Origin of the sequence: Kribbella sp. VKM Ac-2566 (assembly GCF_004366005.1) — a bacterium.
In the GTDB taxonomy this organism is placed as follows: domain Bacteria; phylum Actinomycetota; class Actinomycetes; order Propionibacteriales; family Kribbellaceae; genus Kribbella; species Kribbella pratensis.
In genome coordinates this window covers 741,348-758,992 of sequence record NZ_SODT01000010.1, presented here as the reverse complement: position 1 = coordinate 758,992, position 17,645 = coordinate 741,348, and the positions used below count along the sequence as shown (strand labels likewise).

The 17,645-nt window shown below is 68.4% G+C and carries 17 protein-coding genes; 15 read left to right on the top strand and 2 right to left on the bottom strand.

The annotated features are described in order from the left end of the window. The first annotated feature begins 40 nt into the window (after positions 1–40). On the top strand, positions 41–1,315 hold the full coding sequence (locus EV647_RS21920; RefSeq protein ID WP_134005680.1) for an ABC transporter permease subunit: 1,275 nt from the start codon (positions 41–43) through the stop codon (positions 1,313–1,315). Next, positions 1,312–1,908: an ABC transporter permease gene (locus EV647_RS21915; protein ID WP_134005678.1), complete on the top strand. Its 597-nt coding sequence runs from the start codon at positions 1,312–1,314 to the stop codon at positions 1,906–1,908. Before EV647_RS21920 ends, EV647_RS21915 begins: the two co-directional genes overlap by 4 nt. Here the strand turns inward: EV647_RS21915 and EV647_RS21910 are convergent. Continuing rightward, the gene (locus EV647_RS21910; protein ID WP_134005676.1) at positions 1,856–2,590 is read right to left on the bottom strand and encodes a bifunctional 2-polyprenyl-6-hydroxyphenol methylase/3-demethylubiquinol 3-O-methyltransferase UbiG; all 735 of its coding nucleotides are present in this window, start codon (positions 2,588–2,590) and stop codon (positions 1,856–1,858) included. The genes EV647_RS21915 and EV647_RS21910 overlap by 53 nt on opposite strands. A gap of 49 nt (positions 2,591–2,639) precedes the next feature. Here EV647_RS21910 and EV647_RS21905 point away from each other — a divergent pair, with 49 nt between their 5' ends. From EV647_RS21905 to EV647_RS21885, 5 genes are all read left to right on the top strand, one after another. Further along, on the top strand, positions 2,640–3,149 hold the full coding sequence (locus EV647_RS21905; RefSeq protein ID WP_202876262.1) for a DUF1990 family protein: 510 nt from the start codon (positions 2,640–2,642) through the stop codon (positions 3,147–3,149). A 28-nt stretch (positions 3,150–3,177) separates the two neighbouring features. Beyond that, on the top strand, positions 3,178–3,696 hold the full coding sequence (locus EV647_RS21900) for a hypothetical protein (protein WP_134005674.1): 519 nt from the start codon (positions 3,178–3,180) through the stop codon (positions 3,694–3,696). A 95-nt stretch (positions 3,697–3,791) separates the two neighbouring features. After that, the gene (locus EV647_RS21895; RefSeq protein WP_134005672.1) at positions 3,792–5,864 is read left to right on the top strand and encodes a M64 family metallopeptidase; all 2,073 of its coding nucleotides are present in this window, start codon (positions 3,792–3,794) and stop codon (positions 5,862–5,864) included. An 11-nt stretch (positions 5,865–5,875) separates the two neighbouring features. After that, on the top strand, positions 5,876–6,613 hold the full coding sequence (locus EV647_RS21890; RefSeq protein WP_134005670.1) for a hypothetical protein: 738 nt from the start codon (positions 5,876–5,878) through the stop codon (positions 6,611–6,613). 208 nt (positions 6,614–6,821) lie between these two features. Continuing rightward, entirely contained in the window at positions 6,822–8,840 is a 2,019-nt protein-coding gene (locus EV647_RS21885; protein WP_134005668.1) for a GxGYxYP domain-containing protein, read from the top strand. A 54-nt stretch (positions 8,841–8,894) separates the two neighbouring features. On the opposite strand, the gene EV647_RS21880 is transcribed toward EV647_RS21885, so the two are convergent. Next, positions 8,895–9,494 carry a hypothetical protein gene (locus tag EV647_RS21880; RefSeq protein ID WP_202876261.1) on the bottom strand — a complete coding sequence of 200 codons (600 nt, stop codon included), beginning with the start codon at positions 9,492–9,494 and terminating at the stop codon, positions 8,895–8,897. Positions 9,495–9,600: 106 nt separating this feature from the next. On the opposite strand from EV647_RS21880, the gene EV647_RS21875 reads away from it, so the two are divergent. The 8 genes from EV647_RS21875 (at position 9,601) to EV647_RS21840 (ending at position 17,636) form a co-directional block, all read left to right on the top strand. Then, entirely contained in the window at positions 9,601–10,407 is an 807-nt protein-coding gene (locus EV647_RS21875) for a GNAT family N-acetyltransferase (RefSeq protein WP_134005666.1), read from the top strand. Between the two features lie 45 nt (positions 10,408–10,452). Continuing rightward, on the top strand, positions 10,453–12,966 hold the full coding sequence (gene secA2, locus EV647_RS21870) for an accessory Sec system translocase SecA2 (RefSeq protein ID WP_134005664.1): 2,514 nt from the start codon (positions 10,453–10,455) through the stop codon (positions 12,964–12,966). 28 nt (positions 12,967–12,994) lie between these two features. Next, positions 12,995–13,810, top strand: a complete 816-nt coding sequence (locus EV647_RS21865) for a class I SAM-dependent methyltransferase (RefSeq protein WP_134005662.1) — start codon at positions 12,995–12,997, stop codon at positions 13,808–13,810. 17 nt (positions 13,811–13,827) lie between these two features. Continuing rightward, on the top strand, positions 13,828–14,517 hold the full coding sequence (locus EV647_RS21860) for a VC0807 family protein (protein WP_134005660.1): 690 nt from the start codon (positions 13,828–13,830) through the stop codon (positions 14,515–14,517). Beyond that, complete coding sequence (locus EV647_RS21855) at positions 14,518–14,769, top strand: hypothetical protein (RefSeq protein ID WP_134005658.1); 252 nt, start codon at positions 14,518–14,520, stop codon at positions 14,767–14,769. Further along, on the top strand, positions 14,766–15,701 hold the full coding sequence (locus EV647_RS21850) for a hypothetical protein (RefSeq protein ID WP_134005656.1): 936 nt from the start codon (positions 14,766–14,768) through the stop codon (positions 15,699–15,701). The genes EV647_RS21855 and EV647_RS21850 overlap by 4 nt, the downstream gene beginning before the upstream one ends. Before the next feature lie 154 nt (positions 15,702–15,855). Beyond that, positions 15,856–17,313, top strand: coding sequence for a replication-associated recombination protein A (locus tag EV647_RS21845; RefSeq protein WP_202876260.1), 1,458 nt, complete (start codon positions 15,856–15,858; stop codon positions 17,311–17,313). After that, entirely contained in the window at positions 17,310–17,636 is a 327-nt protein-coding gene (locus EV647_RS21840) for a nuclear transport factor 2 family protein (protein WP_134005654.1), read from the top strand. The genes EV647_RS21845 and EV647_RS21840 overlap by 4 nt, the downstream gene beginning before the upstream one ends. Positions 17,637–17,645 lie beyond the last annotated feature (9 nt).

The following is a 17,645-nucleotide window of genomic DNA, read 5'->3' as shown; positions in this document are numbered from 1 at the left end:
CAAGTTCCGGTCCGTGCCTGGCTGGGTGCGAGGCGTTGTCATGGCGGCTCTGTTGATCCTGCTGTTCCCTGTGACCGGTCTTGGCGGCGGGCCGGGTGACGAGCCGTCTCCCGTGACAGGGCCTGATGGCCAGCCGGTCAACAACTCCTACTCCTTCGTGCACCGGCCGTTGACCGGAGACGGTCAGATCACCGTTGCCGTCAGCAAGCTGTCCTCCGAGCAGGACGGGCCGTGGGCGAAGGCCGGGCTGATGGTCAGGGCGGGGTCGCGGTACGCGGCGATCATGGTCACCGGCGGGCACGGCGTACGGATGCAGCACGACTACCTGTACGACAAGGCCGGTCCGGCGGTGCGTTGGTTGCGGCTGACGCGTTCCGGAGGCACGGTGACCGGTGAGGCGTCGGCGGACGGCTCTCGGTGGACAGTGGTCGACAAGGTGCAGTTGAGCGGCCCTGCGCAGGCAGGGCTGTTCGTTGCGTGCCCGTCTCGGATCAGGGGTATCGCTATCGCCGATGACACTGCGACCGCGGTGTTCAGCCGCCCGGAGCTGGCTGGCGCTTGGCCGGTCGCCGACTGGGCTGGGAGCGTTGTCTCTTCAGATGCAGGCTTCACAATGACGGGTCGCGGTGATCTCGGCCCTGCGACCCGTAGCGACGTACCGGTGGGAGTTGCCGTCGGCGACCTGCTCTTCGGTACTTTCCCGGCCCTGATCGTGATCGTTGTCGTGGGCACCCTGATGGTCACGACGGAGTATCGGTACGGGGTGATCAGGCTGAGCTTGAGCGCCGGCACAGGCCGAGTCCGCGTGCTGCTGGCGAAGGCCGCGGTGCTCGCCGGTGCGACGTTCGCAGCGGCTATCTTGGCCAGTGCCCTCGCAGTACCGCTGTGGTTGCGGGTGGTTCGCAGCCTCGGTGCTTACGTGTTTCCAGCCGGTCCGCTGGCACTGCTTCGGGCTGAGGTCGGCACGGCGGCAGTACTAGCCATCACGGCTGTTCTGGCATTGAGTGTTGGCGTCATTCTGCGGCGCAGTGCGACAGCCGTCACCACCGTGGTCGTTGTGACCGTGCTGCCGTACCTCCTGGCGCTTACGCCGTTCCTGCCGCCGTCGGTGGCGCAGTGGATGACACGTGTCACTCCGGCCGCTGCATTCGCCGTACAGCAGACGTTGACTCGCTACCCCCAGGTCGACAGCGTCTACACGCCGGCAAATGGCTATTACCCGTTGGCGCCGTGGGCTGGTTTGGCTGTGCTGTGTGGATACACCGCTGTTGCTCTGGCGGTTGCCGCAGTACTACTTCGCCGGAGGGATGTGTGAGAGCCGAGTGGACCAAGTTGCGTACGACGCCTGGCGCGGCGTGGCTGCTTCTGGTCACTGTGATCGTCACTGTTGCCCTGAGTGCTGCTGTCTGCGCGGCTGCCACTACCTGTGGCACCAAGGTCCTGCTCAGCGGCGTGTACGCCGGGCAGGCACCTGTGGCAGTGCTGGGCGTGCTTGTGGTCAGTGGCGAGTACAGCACCGGCCTCATCCATACGACGCTTGCTGCAGTGCCCAGCCGGGCGACCGTGATGGCAGCAAAGGCACTGGTAGTCGCGGTTGTGGTTGCGGTGTTCGGGACTGCGATGTCTCTGGTCGGTCTTGCCGAAGGCCTCGAACTACCCGCCGCGGCCCGAGCGGTCACGTACCTGGTCCTCATCGCGGTCCTCAGCGTCGGAGTGGCCGCCGTCGTACACGACTCGGCGGTCGCGATCGGTAGCGTGCTCGGCCTGCTCTACCTTCCGCCGATCCTCGCACCACTGGTCGCAAACCCTCGCGTGGTCGAAGAGCTTGCTCCGATGACCGCAGGTCTTCCCGTACTCACCGCGTGGGCTGTTGGTGGGCTTCTGATGGGCACGCTCCGACTGAGATGACGTTGCCGCCGTCCTGTGAGATGACGCGCAGCCCGGCGCGCTCCAGCTCAGCACGGAGCGCTTCCGGACGCAGGTGACGTCGGTGGGGGAGGTACCACGTGTTGTCGAGTTGTACGGCGTCGTCCGCTGGGCCGGTGGTTCTTTCGTAGCAGATGCCGGTGAGGGCGTCGTACCGGAAGTCGCCCTCGTAGACGCGGTCCGGGTCGTACATGGCCGTGGAGAGGATGTAGTGGCCGTTGGGTTTCAGGCGGTCCCGTACGGCGGCGAGGACGTTGGCACGGTCGGGGTCCGTGACGATCGACTGGAGGCAGTAGCTGTCGAGAATCACGTCGTACTGCTTGCTCCCGGCCGGCATCGCGCACATGTCCTGCACGCTGAAGTTGACGGTCACCCCTCGCCGCCGCGCGAACCGGCGGGCGAGGGCAATCGCTTCCGGGATCAGGTCGATCGCGTCGACGCGGAAACCACGCGCCGCAAGAAAGCACGCGGCCGGCCCGGTGCCACATCCGTACTCCAGCACCTCACCCGAAGCGGGCAGCCGATCGAGAACGCTTTCGAGGAACGCCCGGTTAGGAAAGTCGTCGAACGTCCAACTCTCACCGAAGAGCTCGTTCCACTGCGTCATACCTCCCCGCCCGAGCCGCCGGTAGGCCGCCTGATGCTCCGCGTAGTAGTACCGCACCCGCTTACTATGTCTCGCCGCGCTCCCGCCAGCCACGTAATTTGGGGTTGTGACAACAGGCCTGACGTACGCGGCCGTCGGGGCGACGTGCGTTGCTGACCCCGTCTGGACCGTCGTTCCGCGTGGCTATCGATGCGTCGAGCGGACGACCCGCATCGGACAGGGGCTGGAGTGTTGGGACGTTGCGACGGCTGCCATGGGGCAGTGGACCATCAAGACCCGCAGCGGTTTTTCCGTCCAACCCGCTGTCGATGTTCGGGAAGAACAGGACTACACACTGCTCGCAGCGCTCGGTCCGTACACCCTGAGAGAGCCGGTTCGGGTTGTCGCCGTGGTCGCTCGGCCTGACCGGCATGGCTTTGCTTACGGCACGCGCCACGGCCACCCCGTCTCGGGTGAGGAAGCGTTCGTCGTGCACCGCTCACCCGAGGGGGTGGTGTGGCTGACGATACGGTCCATGACACGGCCCGGCCGAGGTTTGTGGCGGTTGGCCTTCCCTGCAGTTCTCGTTGCCCAACGCTGGTATCGCCGCCGCTATCAGCGGGCCATGGTGCGCTGACTGCCCGCGGCTCCGGGAAGATGTGCGTATGAACGAGGACGAGGACCACCGGATCGAGCAGGCGGCCCGCGAGGCAGCCGAGGCGCAAGCCGAGCAGATCCAGGCGGACGTGGAGGACGCGAAAGCGGATCCCGCAGTACAGGAGGAGTGGATTCGGCAGTCGAATCTGATGTACGGCGGGCTGGCTGCTGCCGGGCTGGTGGTGGTGCAGCCGTTCCTGACTGTCTCGCCGCTCGACCTGACAGCGAAGATCTGCGTGATCGCGTTCGCCGTCTCGATCCCGTTGCTCGCCGCGCTCCTGCTCCTGAACCGCCAAGAAGCGTTCCGTCACCGTGTGACCAGTTCGCGGCTGGTCGGCGTAGCGAAGGCGATCGCCCAAGCCTCCGCCTTCGTCGGCCTCACAGCAGCCTTCTGGCACATCACCATGACCGCCGGCATCGTCTTCCTCCTCGTCGCCTTCTTCGCCGTAACCGTCCACTCCTCCGGCTACGTCCACCTCGAGTACGACGGCACCTTCCGCTCGCGCTTTCCCCGCCGCAGAGCCTGACGCCGCATCGGCCAATCCTGTATCACCGGCACCACTGCGGGCTCCGCCTTGGTAGTGGGGTGTTCGTTGGGGGCGCCGGGGCGTAAGGGGGAGCAATGGCTGACAGCATGACTGTGCTGCGTAAGGCAGGGCCACCTGGAACGAAGAGGAACATCGCGGTGCTCGGTGACGGGTTCACCGCGGTGGATCAGGTCGCGTACAACAGCTGGGTCCAGACGACGCTGATCGACGGCGTCTTCGGGCACGACTACTTCAGTGAGGACGCGTCGGCGTACAACATCTACCGGGTGAATCTGGACTCCGTCGACTCGGGAGTCAGCGTCCGGACGTACGACGAGCACGGGACGCCGACCGACTCGTCGGACGACACCGTCTCGTCGGAGACGATCCACGACACGGCGCTCGGCATGATCTTCAGCGGCTCCTGGGCGCACTGCTGGCTCGAGTACGGGCCGGACACCGAGGCCCGGATCCAGGCCGCGCTGAACAAGTGGGTGCCGGACTGGAACGAGCTGCTCGTCGTACTCAACAACCCGAACTACGGCGGCTGCGGGGGCGGCGGCCGGGCGCACGTGCCGATGGGCGTGAACTGGACCGTCATCGCGCACGAGTTCGGCCACGGCATCGGCGGCTTCGCCGACGAGTACTCGGCCGGCGGGGCGTACACCGGTGGCGAGCAGGGCTGGATCAACCTCACCACGATCACCGACCGTGCCACCACGAAGTGGGCACACCTGATCGCACCGGCCACGCCGCTGCCGACCGGCATCGGCTCGGCCGCCGACTACAACAACGGCCCGCGACCGGCCGACTGGAACAGCAACACCGACGTCGGCCTGTTCGAGGGCGGCGGTACGGCGAACACCGGCCTGTACCGCCCTGTCGAGAACTGCAGGATGAAGGGCAACACACCGCCGTACTGCCCGGTCTGCTACACGTCGATCAAGACCGCCCGCGACCACGAGACCGAGCACACCTTCCGCAACGCCTACGCCGGGCGCTTCTACGGCACCGGCCGCAGCGATCTGCTGCTGCACCACGGCACGTCGATCCAGCTGTTCCGGGCCGATGGTACGGCGCTCGAGCACAGCTTCAGCGCCGTCGAACGGGTCCCGGGGTCGTGGCAGTTCATGCCGAACGACCAGGTGTACGTCGGCGACTTCGACGGCGACGGCACCGACGAGGTGGCGATCTTCAACGGTACCGACTGGGTGATGCCGTACCTCGGCCTGCTGAAGTCGGACGGCGCTGGTGGTCTCCGGCTGGTCGCGCGGTACGACGGCGACATCCCCGGCTGGGGTGGCTTCGCGGCCCACGACCGCTTCCTGGTCGCCGACCTGAACGGCGACGGCAGGGACGACCTGGTCGTCGTGAACACCGACGACTGGTCGATGCCGTACGTCGGCCTGCTGCGCTCGACCGGCACCGGCTTCTGGGTCAGCCAGCGCTACGACGGCGACATCCCGGGCTGGGGCGGACTGGCCCGGCACGACGAGTTCTTCGTCGGCGACCTGACCGGCAACGGCACCGACGACCTTGTCGTCTTCAACGGCGACGACTGGTCGATGGCGTACGCCGGCCTGTTCCGCGCGAACGCCGGCGGGTACACGATGATGCAGCGCTACGACGGCGACATCCCGGGCTGGGGCGGGCTCGCGCAGCACGACCGGCTGATCCTCGGCGACTTCGACGGCGACGGCAAGTGCGACGTGTTCGTGTTCAACGGCGAGGACTGGTCGATGCCGTACCTCGGCATGTTCCGGTCGACCGGGTCCGGGCTCGCGTACGTCCACCGGTACGACGGCGACGTACCGGGCTGGGACGGCCTGGCGCGGCACGACGAGTTCTTCGCGGCCGACATCGACGGCTCCGGGCGCTGCGACCTGTGGGCATGGAACGACCAGGACTGGTCGACCGAGTATCTCGGGAGGATGCTCAGCTCGGGGATCGAACTGAAGGCCGACTACGTGGGCGACTGGGTCGGCGAGTGGAACCTTGGCTCGGTCGACCGGTTCGAGCCGGCCCGGATGACCGGACGCAGCGGCCGGCCGCAGCTGTACGTGCACAACACCGACTGGTTCGGCGTCATCAACGGGCGGCGGGGCATCACGCTCGACCGCATCTACTACCGCTGGATCCACAACTACCGCCACGGCCGGAACTGGTAAGGGAGCCGACGATGAAGCAACCCAAAGGCACGGAGCGTTCTGCCACCCGGAATCGCCGGCCGTCGAAGCCACCGGCCGGAGAGGTCCGCCGCCGGCACGCCGCCGTACCGCCGTACGCCGGTCCGGTGAAGGGCGACCAGGCCCGTCCGGACCCGACCCGGTCCGCGAAACCCGCCTTCGACCCGGATGCCGCGGGACGGACGCAACAACCCGCAGGTGAGTGGCCGGATCAGCAGGCTGCGCAACCGCGTCAGACCGGGGACCCGCAGGAGCAATACGTACGCCTCCGGATCCGGGTGCGTGGCAATCGACTCACGGTCGTCGAGAGCCACCTGGTGGACGGCCCGCTGGCCCAGTCGACGACCTTCCACGGCGCCAACGCGTACGAGGTCACGTACGACGACCGGCTGCTGCACGCCGGCACCGTCACGGACCCGGCCACGCAGCGTTCGTTCCCGAGCCTCGACGGCCCGGAAGAACTGCGCGGGCACAACGTGACGCCTCGGGAGATCTACGAGTTCACCGCGCGCGTCCCGGCCGCCGACGTCACCGAAGAGACCCGCGGCGGCATCCACGTCCGGCTGCATCGGATCGACGACCCGGCCACCACCGACCGGCTGGGATCCGCACCGCTGGGCGACCAGCTCGAAGGTCGTCTCACCCAGGTCGCCGAACTCGTCGGCCTGCCCGAGTCCACCCTTCCCGAGGCGATCGAAGCCCGCGGCGGCCGCACCGCCACCGGCCGCTGACCGCAGCTGGAACCACCCAATGGTGTCTGGGGACAGGCTATGACCTGTCCCCAGACACCATTGCCTGTCCCCGGTCCTGATCGCGACTTGGCGGAAACGATTCCAAGAAAGTCGGGTCAACGTTGTAGTGAGGTATGTACACGCTCTCCTGGCGTTGCTAGATTCCGGGCTGATTTGACATCGATGTCAACCTCAGGGAGTGGTCGCGATGGTTTCGAGGCGTGCGTTCCTGGCGGGCAGCGGTGCGGTGACGGCGGGTGGTCTCGGCCTGGTTCCGGGGCTCATGACGACAGCGCAGGCTGCAGTTTCATCGACGTCCGGCAGCCCCGCTCGGCTGCTGCCGGTGTTCAACCGCCCGAGACACCTGGATTACGGCGATGTGAGCAAGCTCAGCGGGGGAGACCAGACCCTGCTGACAACGTTGCAAGGCATCGTCAACCGTACTGAGCCGGAGTTGTACTTCCTCTACGACACCGGCACGGTGAGCGTGCCGGACGCCAAATGGCTGGCCGACATGCACCTGCCGACCAAGCTGTACAAGAACCCGTTGGACCTGGTCGCCAAGTACCGCGGCCGGATCCGCGGCGGGGTCGTGCACGACCCCGCCGTACCGGACTCGCTGAACGTGGCGACGACGCTCGCCGGACTCGAGAACGCGGTCGTCGCCGACGCCGATCAGGCGAAGGCGCACGGTCTCAGGATCGTGAAGGACCTGCGCGGGATGTTCGACGACGACCGCGTGAAGACGTACCGCTGGCAGCTGGACAACCTGTTCCCCAAGGTCACCCACAAGCTGCTCGCCGGCCTCCCGCCGACCCGCGTGGTCGACGTCGAGGGCGTCCAATGGCAGGAGATCGCCCGCGAGACCCAGCAGATCCGCGACTCGTCGAACCGCGGTACCTACAACCTGGACGTGTCGTCCAAGCTCGGCAAGGAGGCCGTGTACGTCCGGTTCGCGGACTCGTTCACCGACGACGGCTGGGGCGCGTCGATCCTGCACGTGGTGGTGACGGCGAACGGCGCCGAGATCGCCCGGTTCGAACCGAACAGCCCGGAGGAAGCGCCGTACCTGTTCGACGGCTCGCACTCCTCGATCGGCGGTGAGGGCAACCGCTTCGCCGACGGCGGCAACTACTGGATCTACCGCTTCCAACCGCCGGCGGGTACGACGTCCCTCGTCGTGACCGTGGAGATGTGGAACCAGTACCTGGTCTCCGCGACCGACACGTCGCCGACCCGGATCGAGCCGTTCCCGTACTTCCGTGACTACGTGGTGGCCACCAAGGCCCTGGTGAGCTGGCTACCACCCGGTGGCGCGACGGGGGACCTGCTCATCGAGCACTACGCGAAGTACCCGACGCTGGCGCCGTACATGGGCTGGTTCGCGAACGACGTCTCCGGTGAGTGGGACGGCGTCGACCTCGCGAGCAAGGGCGGCTCGCCTGTCGTCGCGGCCGACTTCTACATGAACGGCACGGTGCACGCCGGCTTCACCGCGCCGATCTCCGACAAGCCCCGGCCGGTACGGCGGATCGACAAGCCGAAGAACAAGGTCTACGTGACCCTGACCTTCGGCGAAGGCGACAACATCCAGTACTGCCAGCGCCGGCTGCGGGAGATCTGGGACGACCCGAAACGCGGCCAGGTGCCGACCAACTGGACCATCAGCCCGCTGCTCGCCGAGACGGGCCCAGGTCTGTACAGCTACTTCCAGCGCACCGCGACCGCGAACGACCTCCTGGTCTGCGGCCCGTCCGGCGGCGGGTACACGTACCCAGCCTCGTGGAAGCCCGACGAGCTGACGCAGTACCTGAAGATGACCGGCGGCTTCATGAGCCGCACCGGACTGGACGTCGTGTACGCATACAGCGGCCGGCAGGACGGCAAGTGGATCCTGCTGTCGGAGGACATCGCTTCGGGGTACGCCGAGTACACGCCGACCAAGGGGATCATGCAGACCTGGGACGGCGACCCGCTCACCGTCCGCCAAGGTGGTCTGCCGATCACCGGCGCCTGGGGCGCACCCGGTAAGGCGGCCGAGTTCAAGGCCGCACTGGACCAGCGGATCGCGAACTGGGACGGTGCGAGCCCGTTGTTCGTGTCGGGTCTGATCGGCGCCTGGTCGTGGTCGCCGTCCGACATGGCCGAACTCGGAGCGCTGCTCAGCGACCCGTACGAGGTGATCCTGGCGAACAGCTTCTACGACCTGCTCAACAGGGTGCTGTAGTCAGACACAGGGCGCGGCCGCCCGCGGGGAACGGGCGGCCGCTTTTGTGGGGGCTTACCAGTGGTGAGCGACGTCGATCACCAGTCGGGAGTTCGAGCCCGGTCCCGCAAGGGTGAAGACGCGGAACGGGAGCCGGGCGCGGACGCCCAGACCGATCGTCGTCTGACCCTCGAAGCTGCCGGCGAACGCTAGCTGCCGGAACGTGCGGTAGCCGGCCACGTTGGTCAGCTCCTTGGAGTTCTTCGGCGTGTACGTCGCCTTGCCGGAGTTGAGGTCGTACGACGGCGCGCGGACGACGATCTGCAGTTTCGCGCCACCGCGCAGCGGCACCACGAACCCGGAGCCGTCCTGGTGGACGGTGCCGACGTACCGGACGTCGTACCCGGAAGAGCGACCGCCCAGATCGACGACGAGCCTGTCGTAGCAGGCGTGCCGGCCGGTGCGGATGTCGGTGACCGGCGACTGGACCATCCGGCTGTTTGCCTCGGGCAATGATCCCCAGCCGCGCGGGCAGGACGCGGTCGAGACGCTCGAGGTGCTGCGGGGGGCGGTGGACGATCCGGCCAGCGCCGGCGCGGCGAACGCGGCGGCGGGGACTGCGAGGACTGCGAGGCCGGCGACGATCGTCTTGGTGAGTTTGTGATGGATGTTCATGATGTGTTCCCCCCTTATGAGGACACTTACTTGGACGACACCAGTGGCCAACTGGTTTACTTTCGAGCCCGGTGATTTCAGGTAGTCGATCGGGCACGATGTGCAGATGACTCCTGAAGAGCTGCTCGAGGTTTTCCACCGCCGGATCCGGTTGCCGGACGCCGACGCGATCCCCGGCTGGAAGCAGGAGCACGACGGCCCTGACGGCACGGTGCACCGTTCGTACGTCGACGGCGCCGAGGGAGCCGGGTTCGTCGAGACACCGCGCGGGCTGGGCGACGACCCGGACGCGGTGATCGCGAAGGAGGTGGCGTTCTTCCGGGAGCGCGGCCTGCCGTTCGAGTGGAAGACGTACGCGTACGACGAGCCGGCCGACCTTGGTGAGCGGCTGGTCCGGGCCGGGTTCACGCAGGAGGAGCCGGAGACGCTGATCCTCGGCGAGGTGGACCGGATCCTGCAGCGGCCGTCCGCGCTGCCGTCGAAGGTGCGGTTGCGGGAGGCCGACGGGCCGGGCGACTACCAGCGCATCGGCGTACTCACCGACGCGCTGTGGCACAACGGTCCGGAACGGATCGTCGAGCGGCTCGCGGGGGAGGCGCGGATGTTCCCGGACCGGTTGGCGGTGTTCCTGGTCGAGGATGCGCTGAAAGGGCCGGACGGACCCGCCGTGTCGGCCGCCTGGATCCGGTTCCACCCGGGCACCGGGTTCGCGAGCCTGTGGGGCGGTGGAACGTTGCCGGAGTGGCGCCAGCAGGGCATCTACAGCGCACTGCTCGCCCACCGGGCCCGCCTCGCGAAGGAGCGCGGCTACGAGTTCCTCCGCGTCGACGCCTCCGAGGACTCCCGCCCCATCCTGCAAAAACTCGGCCTGTACGCGGTCACCACCACCACGCCCTACCAATGGACACCCTGACCTGACCTGCGGAACGACCGCCCAAGGCTGTACGTTGCCTGCATCATGGCCCTGAAAATCGCTTCTCGCTTCCGCCGGCTGCTGCAGCGCCCCGGCTCGATCGATCTCGGCCCGTACGAACGGCTCACCCAGCTGGTCGGCGAGGCGGAGGAATCGGTCCTCTCCCTGACCGACGAAGAGCTCACCGAGGCAGTCGCGGAACTGCGCACCACCGGCGGGCTGCACGAGGACGAGCAGATCGAGTTCCTCGCGCTGGCCCGGGACGCGGGGAAGCGCGCGATCGGCGAGCGCGCGTTCGACGGCCAGGTCGTCGGCGCGCTGGCGATGCTGCAGGGCCGGGTCGTCGAGATGGCGACCGGTGAGGGCAAGACGCTGGCCGGCGCGATCGCCGCCGCCGGGTACGCCGTGGGCGGCCGCAGGGTGCATGTGCTGGCGGTCAACGACTACCTGGCCAAGCGCGACGCCGAGTGGATGGGCCCGGTGTACGAGTTGCTCGGCGTCACCGTGTCGCACGTCGGCCAGGCGTCGACGCCGGAGGAGCGCCGCGAGGCGTACCAGGCGGAGGTTTGCTACGTCCCGGTCAGCGAGATCGGTTTCGACGTACTGCGGGACCGCCTCGTCACCGATGTCGCGGACCGGGTCACCGTCGAGCCGGACGTGGCGCTCGTGGACGAGGCCGACTCGGTCCTGATCGACGAGGCCCGGGTCCCGATGGTGCTCGCCGGCGCGACCCGGAACGAGGCCCTCGACGACGACGTCGTCCAGCTCGTCCGGACGCTGCGCGCGGGGGTCGACTACGAGATCGACGGCGACGGCCGGACGGTCGCGCTGACGGATCGCGGCACCGACAAGGTCGAGAAGGCGCTCGGCGAGGACGTCAACCTGTACGACGACGAGAACCTCGACACCCTGACCCAGATCAACGTCGCGCTGCACGCCGAGGTGCTGCTGCGCAAGGACGTCGACTACCTGGTCCGCGACGGCAAGGTCAGCCTGATCAACAACAACCGCGGCCGGATCGCCAAGCTGCAGCGCTGGCCGGACGGTCTGCAGGCCGCGGTCGAGGCGAAGGAGGCCGTGCCGGTCAGCGACTCCGGCGAGGTGCTCGACAGCATCACCGTGCAGGCGCTGATCAAGCAGTACAAGTCGCTCTGCGGCATGACCGGTACGGCGGTCGTCGTGGGGGAGTCGCTCCAGGAGTTCTACGACGTCGAGGTCGCGGTCGTACCGCCGAACAAGCCGAACATCCGCAAGGACGACCAGGACCGGTTGTACCTGACCGTCGACCAGAAGAACGACGCGCTGGTCAAGCACATCGGCGAGGTGCACGAGACCGGACGGCCGATCCTGATCGGCACGCACAGCGTCGAGGAGTCCGAGCAGCTCAGCGACAAGCTCGCGGCGGCCGGGATCGAGCACGTCGTACTGAACGCGAAGAACGACGCCGAGGAGGCGGCGATCATCGCGGAGGCCGGTGTGCCGGGGACCGTGACCGTGTCGACGCAGATGGCCGGCCGCGGTACCGACATCCGGCTGGGCGGCAAGGACGAGACCCACGACAAGGACAAGGCCATCGAGCTCGGCGGCCTCTACGTCGTCGGCACCGGTCTGCACGCGTCGCGGCGGCTGGACGACCAGCTGCGCGGTCGCGCCGGACGGCAGGGTGACCCGGGCGGGTCGCTGTTCTTCGCCAGCCTCGCCGACGAGCTCGTCACGAGGTACTCCGTTTCGTCCGGCCTCCGCCCGCACCCGGACGACACCGGCCGGCTCACGGACCGTAAGTCCGTCGGTGTGCTCGAGCACGCCCAGCGGGTCGCGGACGGCGCGAACGCGGAGCTGCACCGTACGACGTGGCAGTACAACCGGCTCACCGGACAGCAGCGCGCGATCCTGCTCGAGACCCGCGAGAAGGTGCTGACCGAGGACCTGGCCGCGGACGAGCTCGCCGAGCGCGCCAAGGAGCGGTACGACGAACTGGTCGACGAGGTCGGCGAGGACGTGGTGAAGGCCGCGGTGCGGCGGATCGCGTTGCGCCACCTGGACCGCCGCTGGACCGACCACCTGGCCTACCTGGCGGACCTGCGGGAGGGCATCCACCTGCGGTCGCTGGCCGGCGGCATCGTGCACCTGAAGCCGATCGACGAGTTCAACAAGTCGGCGATCGCGTCGTTCGACACGCTCATCGAGGACGCCTGGAAGGACGCGGCCGAGACGTTCGCGGAGGCGGAGATCACCTCCGACGGGCTGAACGAGGAGAGCAGCGGGATCCCGCGGCCGACCGCGACCTGGACGTACCTGGTCAACGACAACCCGTTCGGCACCGAGGCGGACCGGATCCTCGGCCGGCTGCGGAACGCGATCAAGCCCGAATCGGTCTCCGAGCCCGAGGAGATCCTCCCGGAGGAGTTCGACGAGGACGACCTCCCCGAAGAGCTCCGCGACGCCGACGACGAGGACCTCCCCGAAGAACTCCGCGACGCCGACGACGACTCTGACGGTGGGGCTGATGACCTGCCTGAGGAGCTGCGGGACGCGGACGACGAGGACCGGAAGAAGTAGCCGGCCGGGCGGGAGTACCGTCGTCGGTGTGCAAGACGGTGATCTCGTCGGAGTACAGCGGACCCTCGCCCCGGTCCTGCGGGCCAAGGCGCTGGACAATCGGCTGACGGACCCGATCCTCGGCGACAGCTACGCCGAGCTGGCGATGCGCCGCCTCGATCCGGCGTACGAGAGCCGCAGGTTCGGCACCAGCCAGATCGGTCTGTCCGCTGTGGCGCGCGCCAAGGCGCACGACGACTGGGCGCGCGGCTTCCTCGCCGATCATCCGGATGCGGTGGTACTGCACCTGGGCTGCGGTCTCGACGCCCGGGTGTACAGGGTCGATCCGCCGGCCACCGTCGACTGGTACGACCTGGACTACCCGTCCGTCATCGAACTGCGCCGGCAGATCCTCCCGCCGCGCGAGCACTACACCTTGATCGACTCCAGCGTCACCGACCTGACCTGGCTGGAACGCATACCGCGCGGCCGTCCGGGGCTGATGATCGCCGAGGGCTTGCTGCCCTACCTCACCGAGACCGAGATCCGTCGGCTGCTGACCAGCGTCGTCGACGCGTTTCCCACCGGTCAGATCCAGGTCGACACGGTGTCGGTCGGCGCCTGGCGCATGTCGAAGTGGGATCCGGTCGGGCGCAGGTACAACGCGCTGTTCCGGTCCGGCTTCGACGACCCGGCCGCTCTGGCGGACTGGCACCCGCGGCTCGAGTACGTCGACGAGGCGCCGATGAACGACGCACCGGTGCTGATGAGCAAGGCGCCCGTGACCGTACGTCGCCTGTACCGGCTGATGAACCTCATCCCGGGCTTCACGCGATCCACGCGCATCGTGCGGTTCCGGTTCTGACTCCGACTTTGGTCTAGGTGCGAACAGCCGTCGGCTCGATGCCGGGCGGCGGGTCGGTGGGCGACGCTCTCGGCATGCCCAGTACGCACAGAGGTCCCCGGCTCCTCGTCGTCGACATCGCAGTCCCGCTCGCGCTCTTCTACGGTCTGCGAGCGCTCGGCGCGAGTGACCTGACCGCGCTGCTCGTCGGGGTCGTCCCGGGCCTGATCAGCTCGGCGGTGTCGCTCGTGCGCACCCGCCGTACGGACCTGGTCGGGATGGCGGTCGTGCTGAGCATGGTGGCGAGTTCGGTGGTCGCCGTGCTGGGTGGGGACGCGCGGCTGTTGCTCGTCCGGAACGCGTGGATCAGTCTGCCGTTTGCCGGCATCACCTTGTGGTCGCTGCGGCACCCGCAGCCGCTGACCTACATCGTCACGCTGGCGATGATGCCGCGGCGGGCGGGGCTGATGGAGCAGCTGTGGGAGACGAACGCGCGATTCCGGGACGCGTGGAAGTGGATCACGGTGTGGTGGGGGATCGCGACGATCATCGACGGGATCATGCGGATCGTCGCGGCATATACCCTGCCGATCTCCGTCGTACCGGCCACCGACCCGGTGATCACCGTCGCGACGATCGTCGTACTGCAGGTCCCGACGATCGTGCTGCTCCGGCGCAGCGGCACCTGGCACCTCGTGTTCGCCCCTCGGCGGCCTAGAGTCGGGTGAATGACGGACGACAAGCTGTCACAAGAACGCATGCGTGAGTTGCTGGCCTCCGGCGAGGCGACGCCGATGCTCGCCGGCATGGAGGTCGGTCCGACCTGGTACGCCGACCGCTGGTGGTACATCCCGACCGAGGCCGCGGAGGACGCCGACTACCAGCCGGCCGACCCGGAGAAGTCCGAGCGGTTCGACCGGCTCCGGCGCCGGGCGGAAGCCGTCGAGCGCGTACAGGCCGAGCTGGACGTCAGGCAATGAGCCCGCGGGCCGAGCTGCGGGAGCCGAGCCGGGACGAGCTCGTCGCGGCGCAGCAGGTGGTGGATCTGTTCGCTGCGGAGGCACTGCTCGCGCTCGACCGGTACGAGCAGGCGTTTCCGGCGGGTGCGCCCGACAAGGAGCGGCGTACGGCGGACCGGCTGGCGTATTGGTGGCGCAAGCTCGACCTGGACGACGCACGCCTGGATCCGGACGGAACGGACGCCGAGCAGATCCTGGTGGCGGCGGCCGATCTTGCCCTCGACCCGGAGAACCAGTGGGGCCTGAGCCTCGAGGAGGCGTCCGCCCAGGCCGTCAACCGGGCCGCGATGGACGGCCGGACGATGCCGACCACGGCCATCGCGGACCTCCGGAAGGACTTCGCCGACGCGTACGGCGGGCGGGTGGAGCTGCCCGCGCGGGACGATGAATGGCTTGCGCAGTCGCTGACCCGGCTGGCGCGAGCGAGCGTTCTGCGGGACGTGATCGCGGAGGGCGCAAAGGTCCGGGTGAGCGAACCGTTGCGTGCCGCGGCCGACGACCTGGTGCGGCAGGGGCAGCGACTGATGGACGACCGGCTCGATCTCGCGCGGCGTCAGGAGACCCCGATCAGCCGGCGCCCGATGTTCGCCCGGCAGGCGAGGAACTTCTCGATGTTGTTCGCGTACAGCGCGAGTGTGGAGCTCACCGGTGCCCCGCTGTGGGCCGACGTGCTGATGAAGACGCCCGCGGTCGCGCTGTACCTCAAAGAATCCCGCGACAACTGGCGGGACCACGATCACGCCGTCGCCACCCGGCTCGACCCCGCCCAGGCCCAGCTCCGCTCCGTCCGCACCGACCTCACCAACACCCTCGACACACCACCGCCGGTCACCGGCCGCGACGCCCGAGCCCTCCGCAACTCCCACAACCGCCCACCCGGCCCGAGTAGATAACCCACCCACCACGGCGGGCCGGGTACTGCGAGTCACCCGGCGGTTCCCCGCCTTTGCGGAAAGAATGCTGCGCTGGGTGCCGAATTCTTTCCGCAAATCAGCGGTCCACCTCGGTTGTGCTTGGGGTGTCGGTGCGGGCGGATAGGCTCTTCGGGTGAGTGATGGGTTGTTCGATCTTTCGGGTGCGCCGGCGCCGGCTCGTGGTGGTGGGAGTCTGGCGGACGCGGACCACACCGCGGCTCCGCTGGCGGTGCGGATGCGGCCGCGCAGTCTGGACGAGCTGGTAGGCCAGCAGCACCTGCTGGCGCCCGGCTCGCCGTTGCGCCGGCTGGTGGAGGGCGACCAGCCGATGTCGCTGCTGCTCTGGGGCCCTCCGGGGACGGGCAAGACGACGATCGCGGCCGTCGTCTCGCACCAGACCAACCGGAGGTTCGTCGAGCTGTCCGCCGTCACCGCCGGTGTGAAGGACGTACGGCAGGTGATCGACGCCGCGCGCCGGGATCTGTCCCGCGCAACCGGCGCGGTCGAGACCGTACTGTTCATCGACGAGGTGCACCGCTTCACGAAGGCTCAGCAGGACGCGCTCCTGCCGGGTGTCGAGAACCGCTGGGTGACCCTGGTCGCCGCGACCACCGAGAACCCGTTCTTCTCGGTCATCTCACCACTGCTCTCTCGCAGTCTGCTGCTGACGCTGGAGTCGCTGACCGACGACGACATCGCGCTCCTGCTGGACCGGGCGCTGGCCGACGAGCGCGGGCTGAACGGCGAGTTCGAGCTGGCCGCGGACGCGCGGGATCACCTGCTCCGCATGGCCGGCGGAGACGCCCGCCGGGCCCTCACCTACCTGGAAGCCGCCGCCGGCGGCGCCCGCGCCAAACACGAACAAGCCCTCAAGTACCAGCAAGCCACCGAGCCCCCGGCGACCGACCCGACCGACTCGACCGACCCGGTCGAGGCAGCTGAGCCGGCTCGGGCGGTGATTGATCTGGTGACGCTGGAGACGGCGGTTGACCGGGCTGCGGTGCGGTACGACCGGGCCGGAGACCAGCACTACGACGTCACTTCCGCGATGATCAAGTCGATCCGTGGTTCGGACGTCGACGCGGCGATGCACTACCTGGCCCGGATGATCGAGGCGGGCGAGGATCCGCGCTTCATCGCGCGCCGGCTGGTGATCTCGGCCAGCGAGGACATCGGTATGGGGGACCCGACCGCGCTCGGCGTCGCGATCGCGGCCGCCGAGGCGGTGCAGCTGATCGGGATGCCGGAGGCGCGGATCAACCTCGCCCAGGCGGTCGTCGCGCTCGCGCTGGCGCCGAAGTCCAACGCGGTGATCATGGCCGTCGACGCCGCGATCGCGGACGTGAAGGCCGGCAAGGTCGGCCCGGTCCCGCCGCATCTGCGGGACGCGCACTATGCCGGCGCGAAGAAGATCGGCCACGGGTCGTCGTACCAGTACTCCCACGACGACCCGCGCGGCGTCCTCCCGCAGCAGTACGCCCCGGACGTGATCGACGGCACCGATTACTACAAACCCACCCGCCGCGGCGGCGAAGCGGCGTACGCCGACCGCGTCGCCGCCATCCGCAAGATCCTCCGAGACCGCAAGTGAGTCGTACGGCGAACCACGTCGACGCCTTCAACCTGGCGGTGACGACAGGCGACTGGGACACGTTCGCCGATCGGTTCGCCGCGGACGCGACGATGCGGTTCGTCGGCGTCCCGGTCGGGCCGTTCGAGGGGCGGACGGCGATCGCAGCGGCGTACCGGGAGAATCCGCCGGCCGAGACCATGACGCTGCTCGAGACCATGACGCTGCTCGAGGACGGCGACGAGCGGGCGCGTTTCCGCTGGTCAGGTGGTGGAACCGGTTCGATGGAGCTGCGCTGGGCGCCGGACGGAGCCGTGCAGGCACTGACCGTGAGCTTCGATTGAAGGGTTCGA

Coding starts and splice junctions, on each gene's coding strand:
- EV647_RS21855 (WP_134005658.1), top strand. CDS start 14,518: ATGACGGACGACAAGCTGTCACAAGAACGCATGCGTGAGTTGCTGGCC.
- EV647_RS21890 (WP_134005670.1), top strand. CDS start 5,876: ATGAAGCAACCCAAAGGCACGGAGCGTTCTGCCACCCGGAATCGCCGG.
- EV647_RS21850 (WP_134005656.1), top strand. CDS start 14,766: ATGAGCCCGCGGGCCGAGCTGCGGGAGCCGAGCCGGGACGAGCTCGTC.
- EV647_RS21920 (WP_134005680.1), top strand. CDS start 41: ATGGCGGCTCTGTTGATCCTGCTGTTCCCTGTGACCGGTCTTGGCGGC.
- EV647_RS21880 (WP_202876261.1), bottom strand. CDS start 9,494: ATGAACATCCATCACAAACTCACCAAGACGATCGTCGCCGGCCTCGCA.
- EV647_RS21875 (WP_134005666.1), top strand. CDS start 9,601: ATGACTCCTGAAGAGCTGCTCGAGGTTTTCCACCGCCGGATCCGGTTG.
- EV647_RS21900 (WP_134005674.1), top strand. CDS start 3,178: ATGAACGAGGACGAGGACCACCGGATCGAGCAGGCGGCCCGCGAGGCA.
- EV647_RS21895 (WP_134005672.1), top strand. CDS start 3,792: ATGGCTGACAGCATGACTGTGCTGCGTAAGGCAGGGCCACCTGGAACG.
- EV647_RS21885 (WP_134005668.1), top strand. CDS start 6,822: ATGGTTTCGAGGCGTGCGTTCCTGGCGGGCAGCGGTGCGGTGACGGCG.
- secA2 (WP_134005664.1), top strand. CDS start 10,453: ATGGCCCTGAAAATCGCTTCTCGCTTCCGCCGGCTGCTGCAGCGCCCC.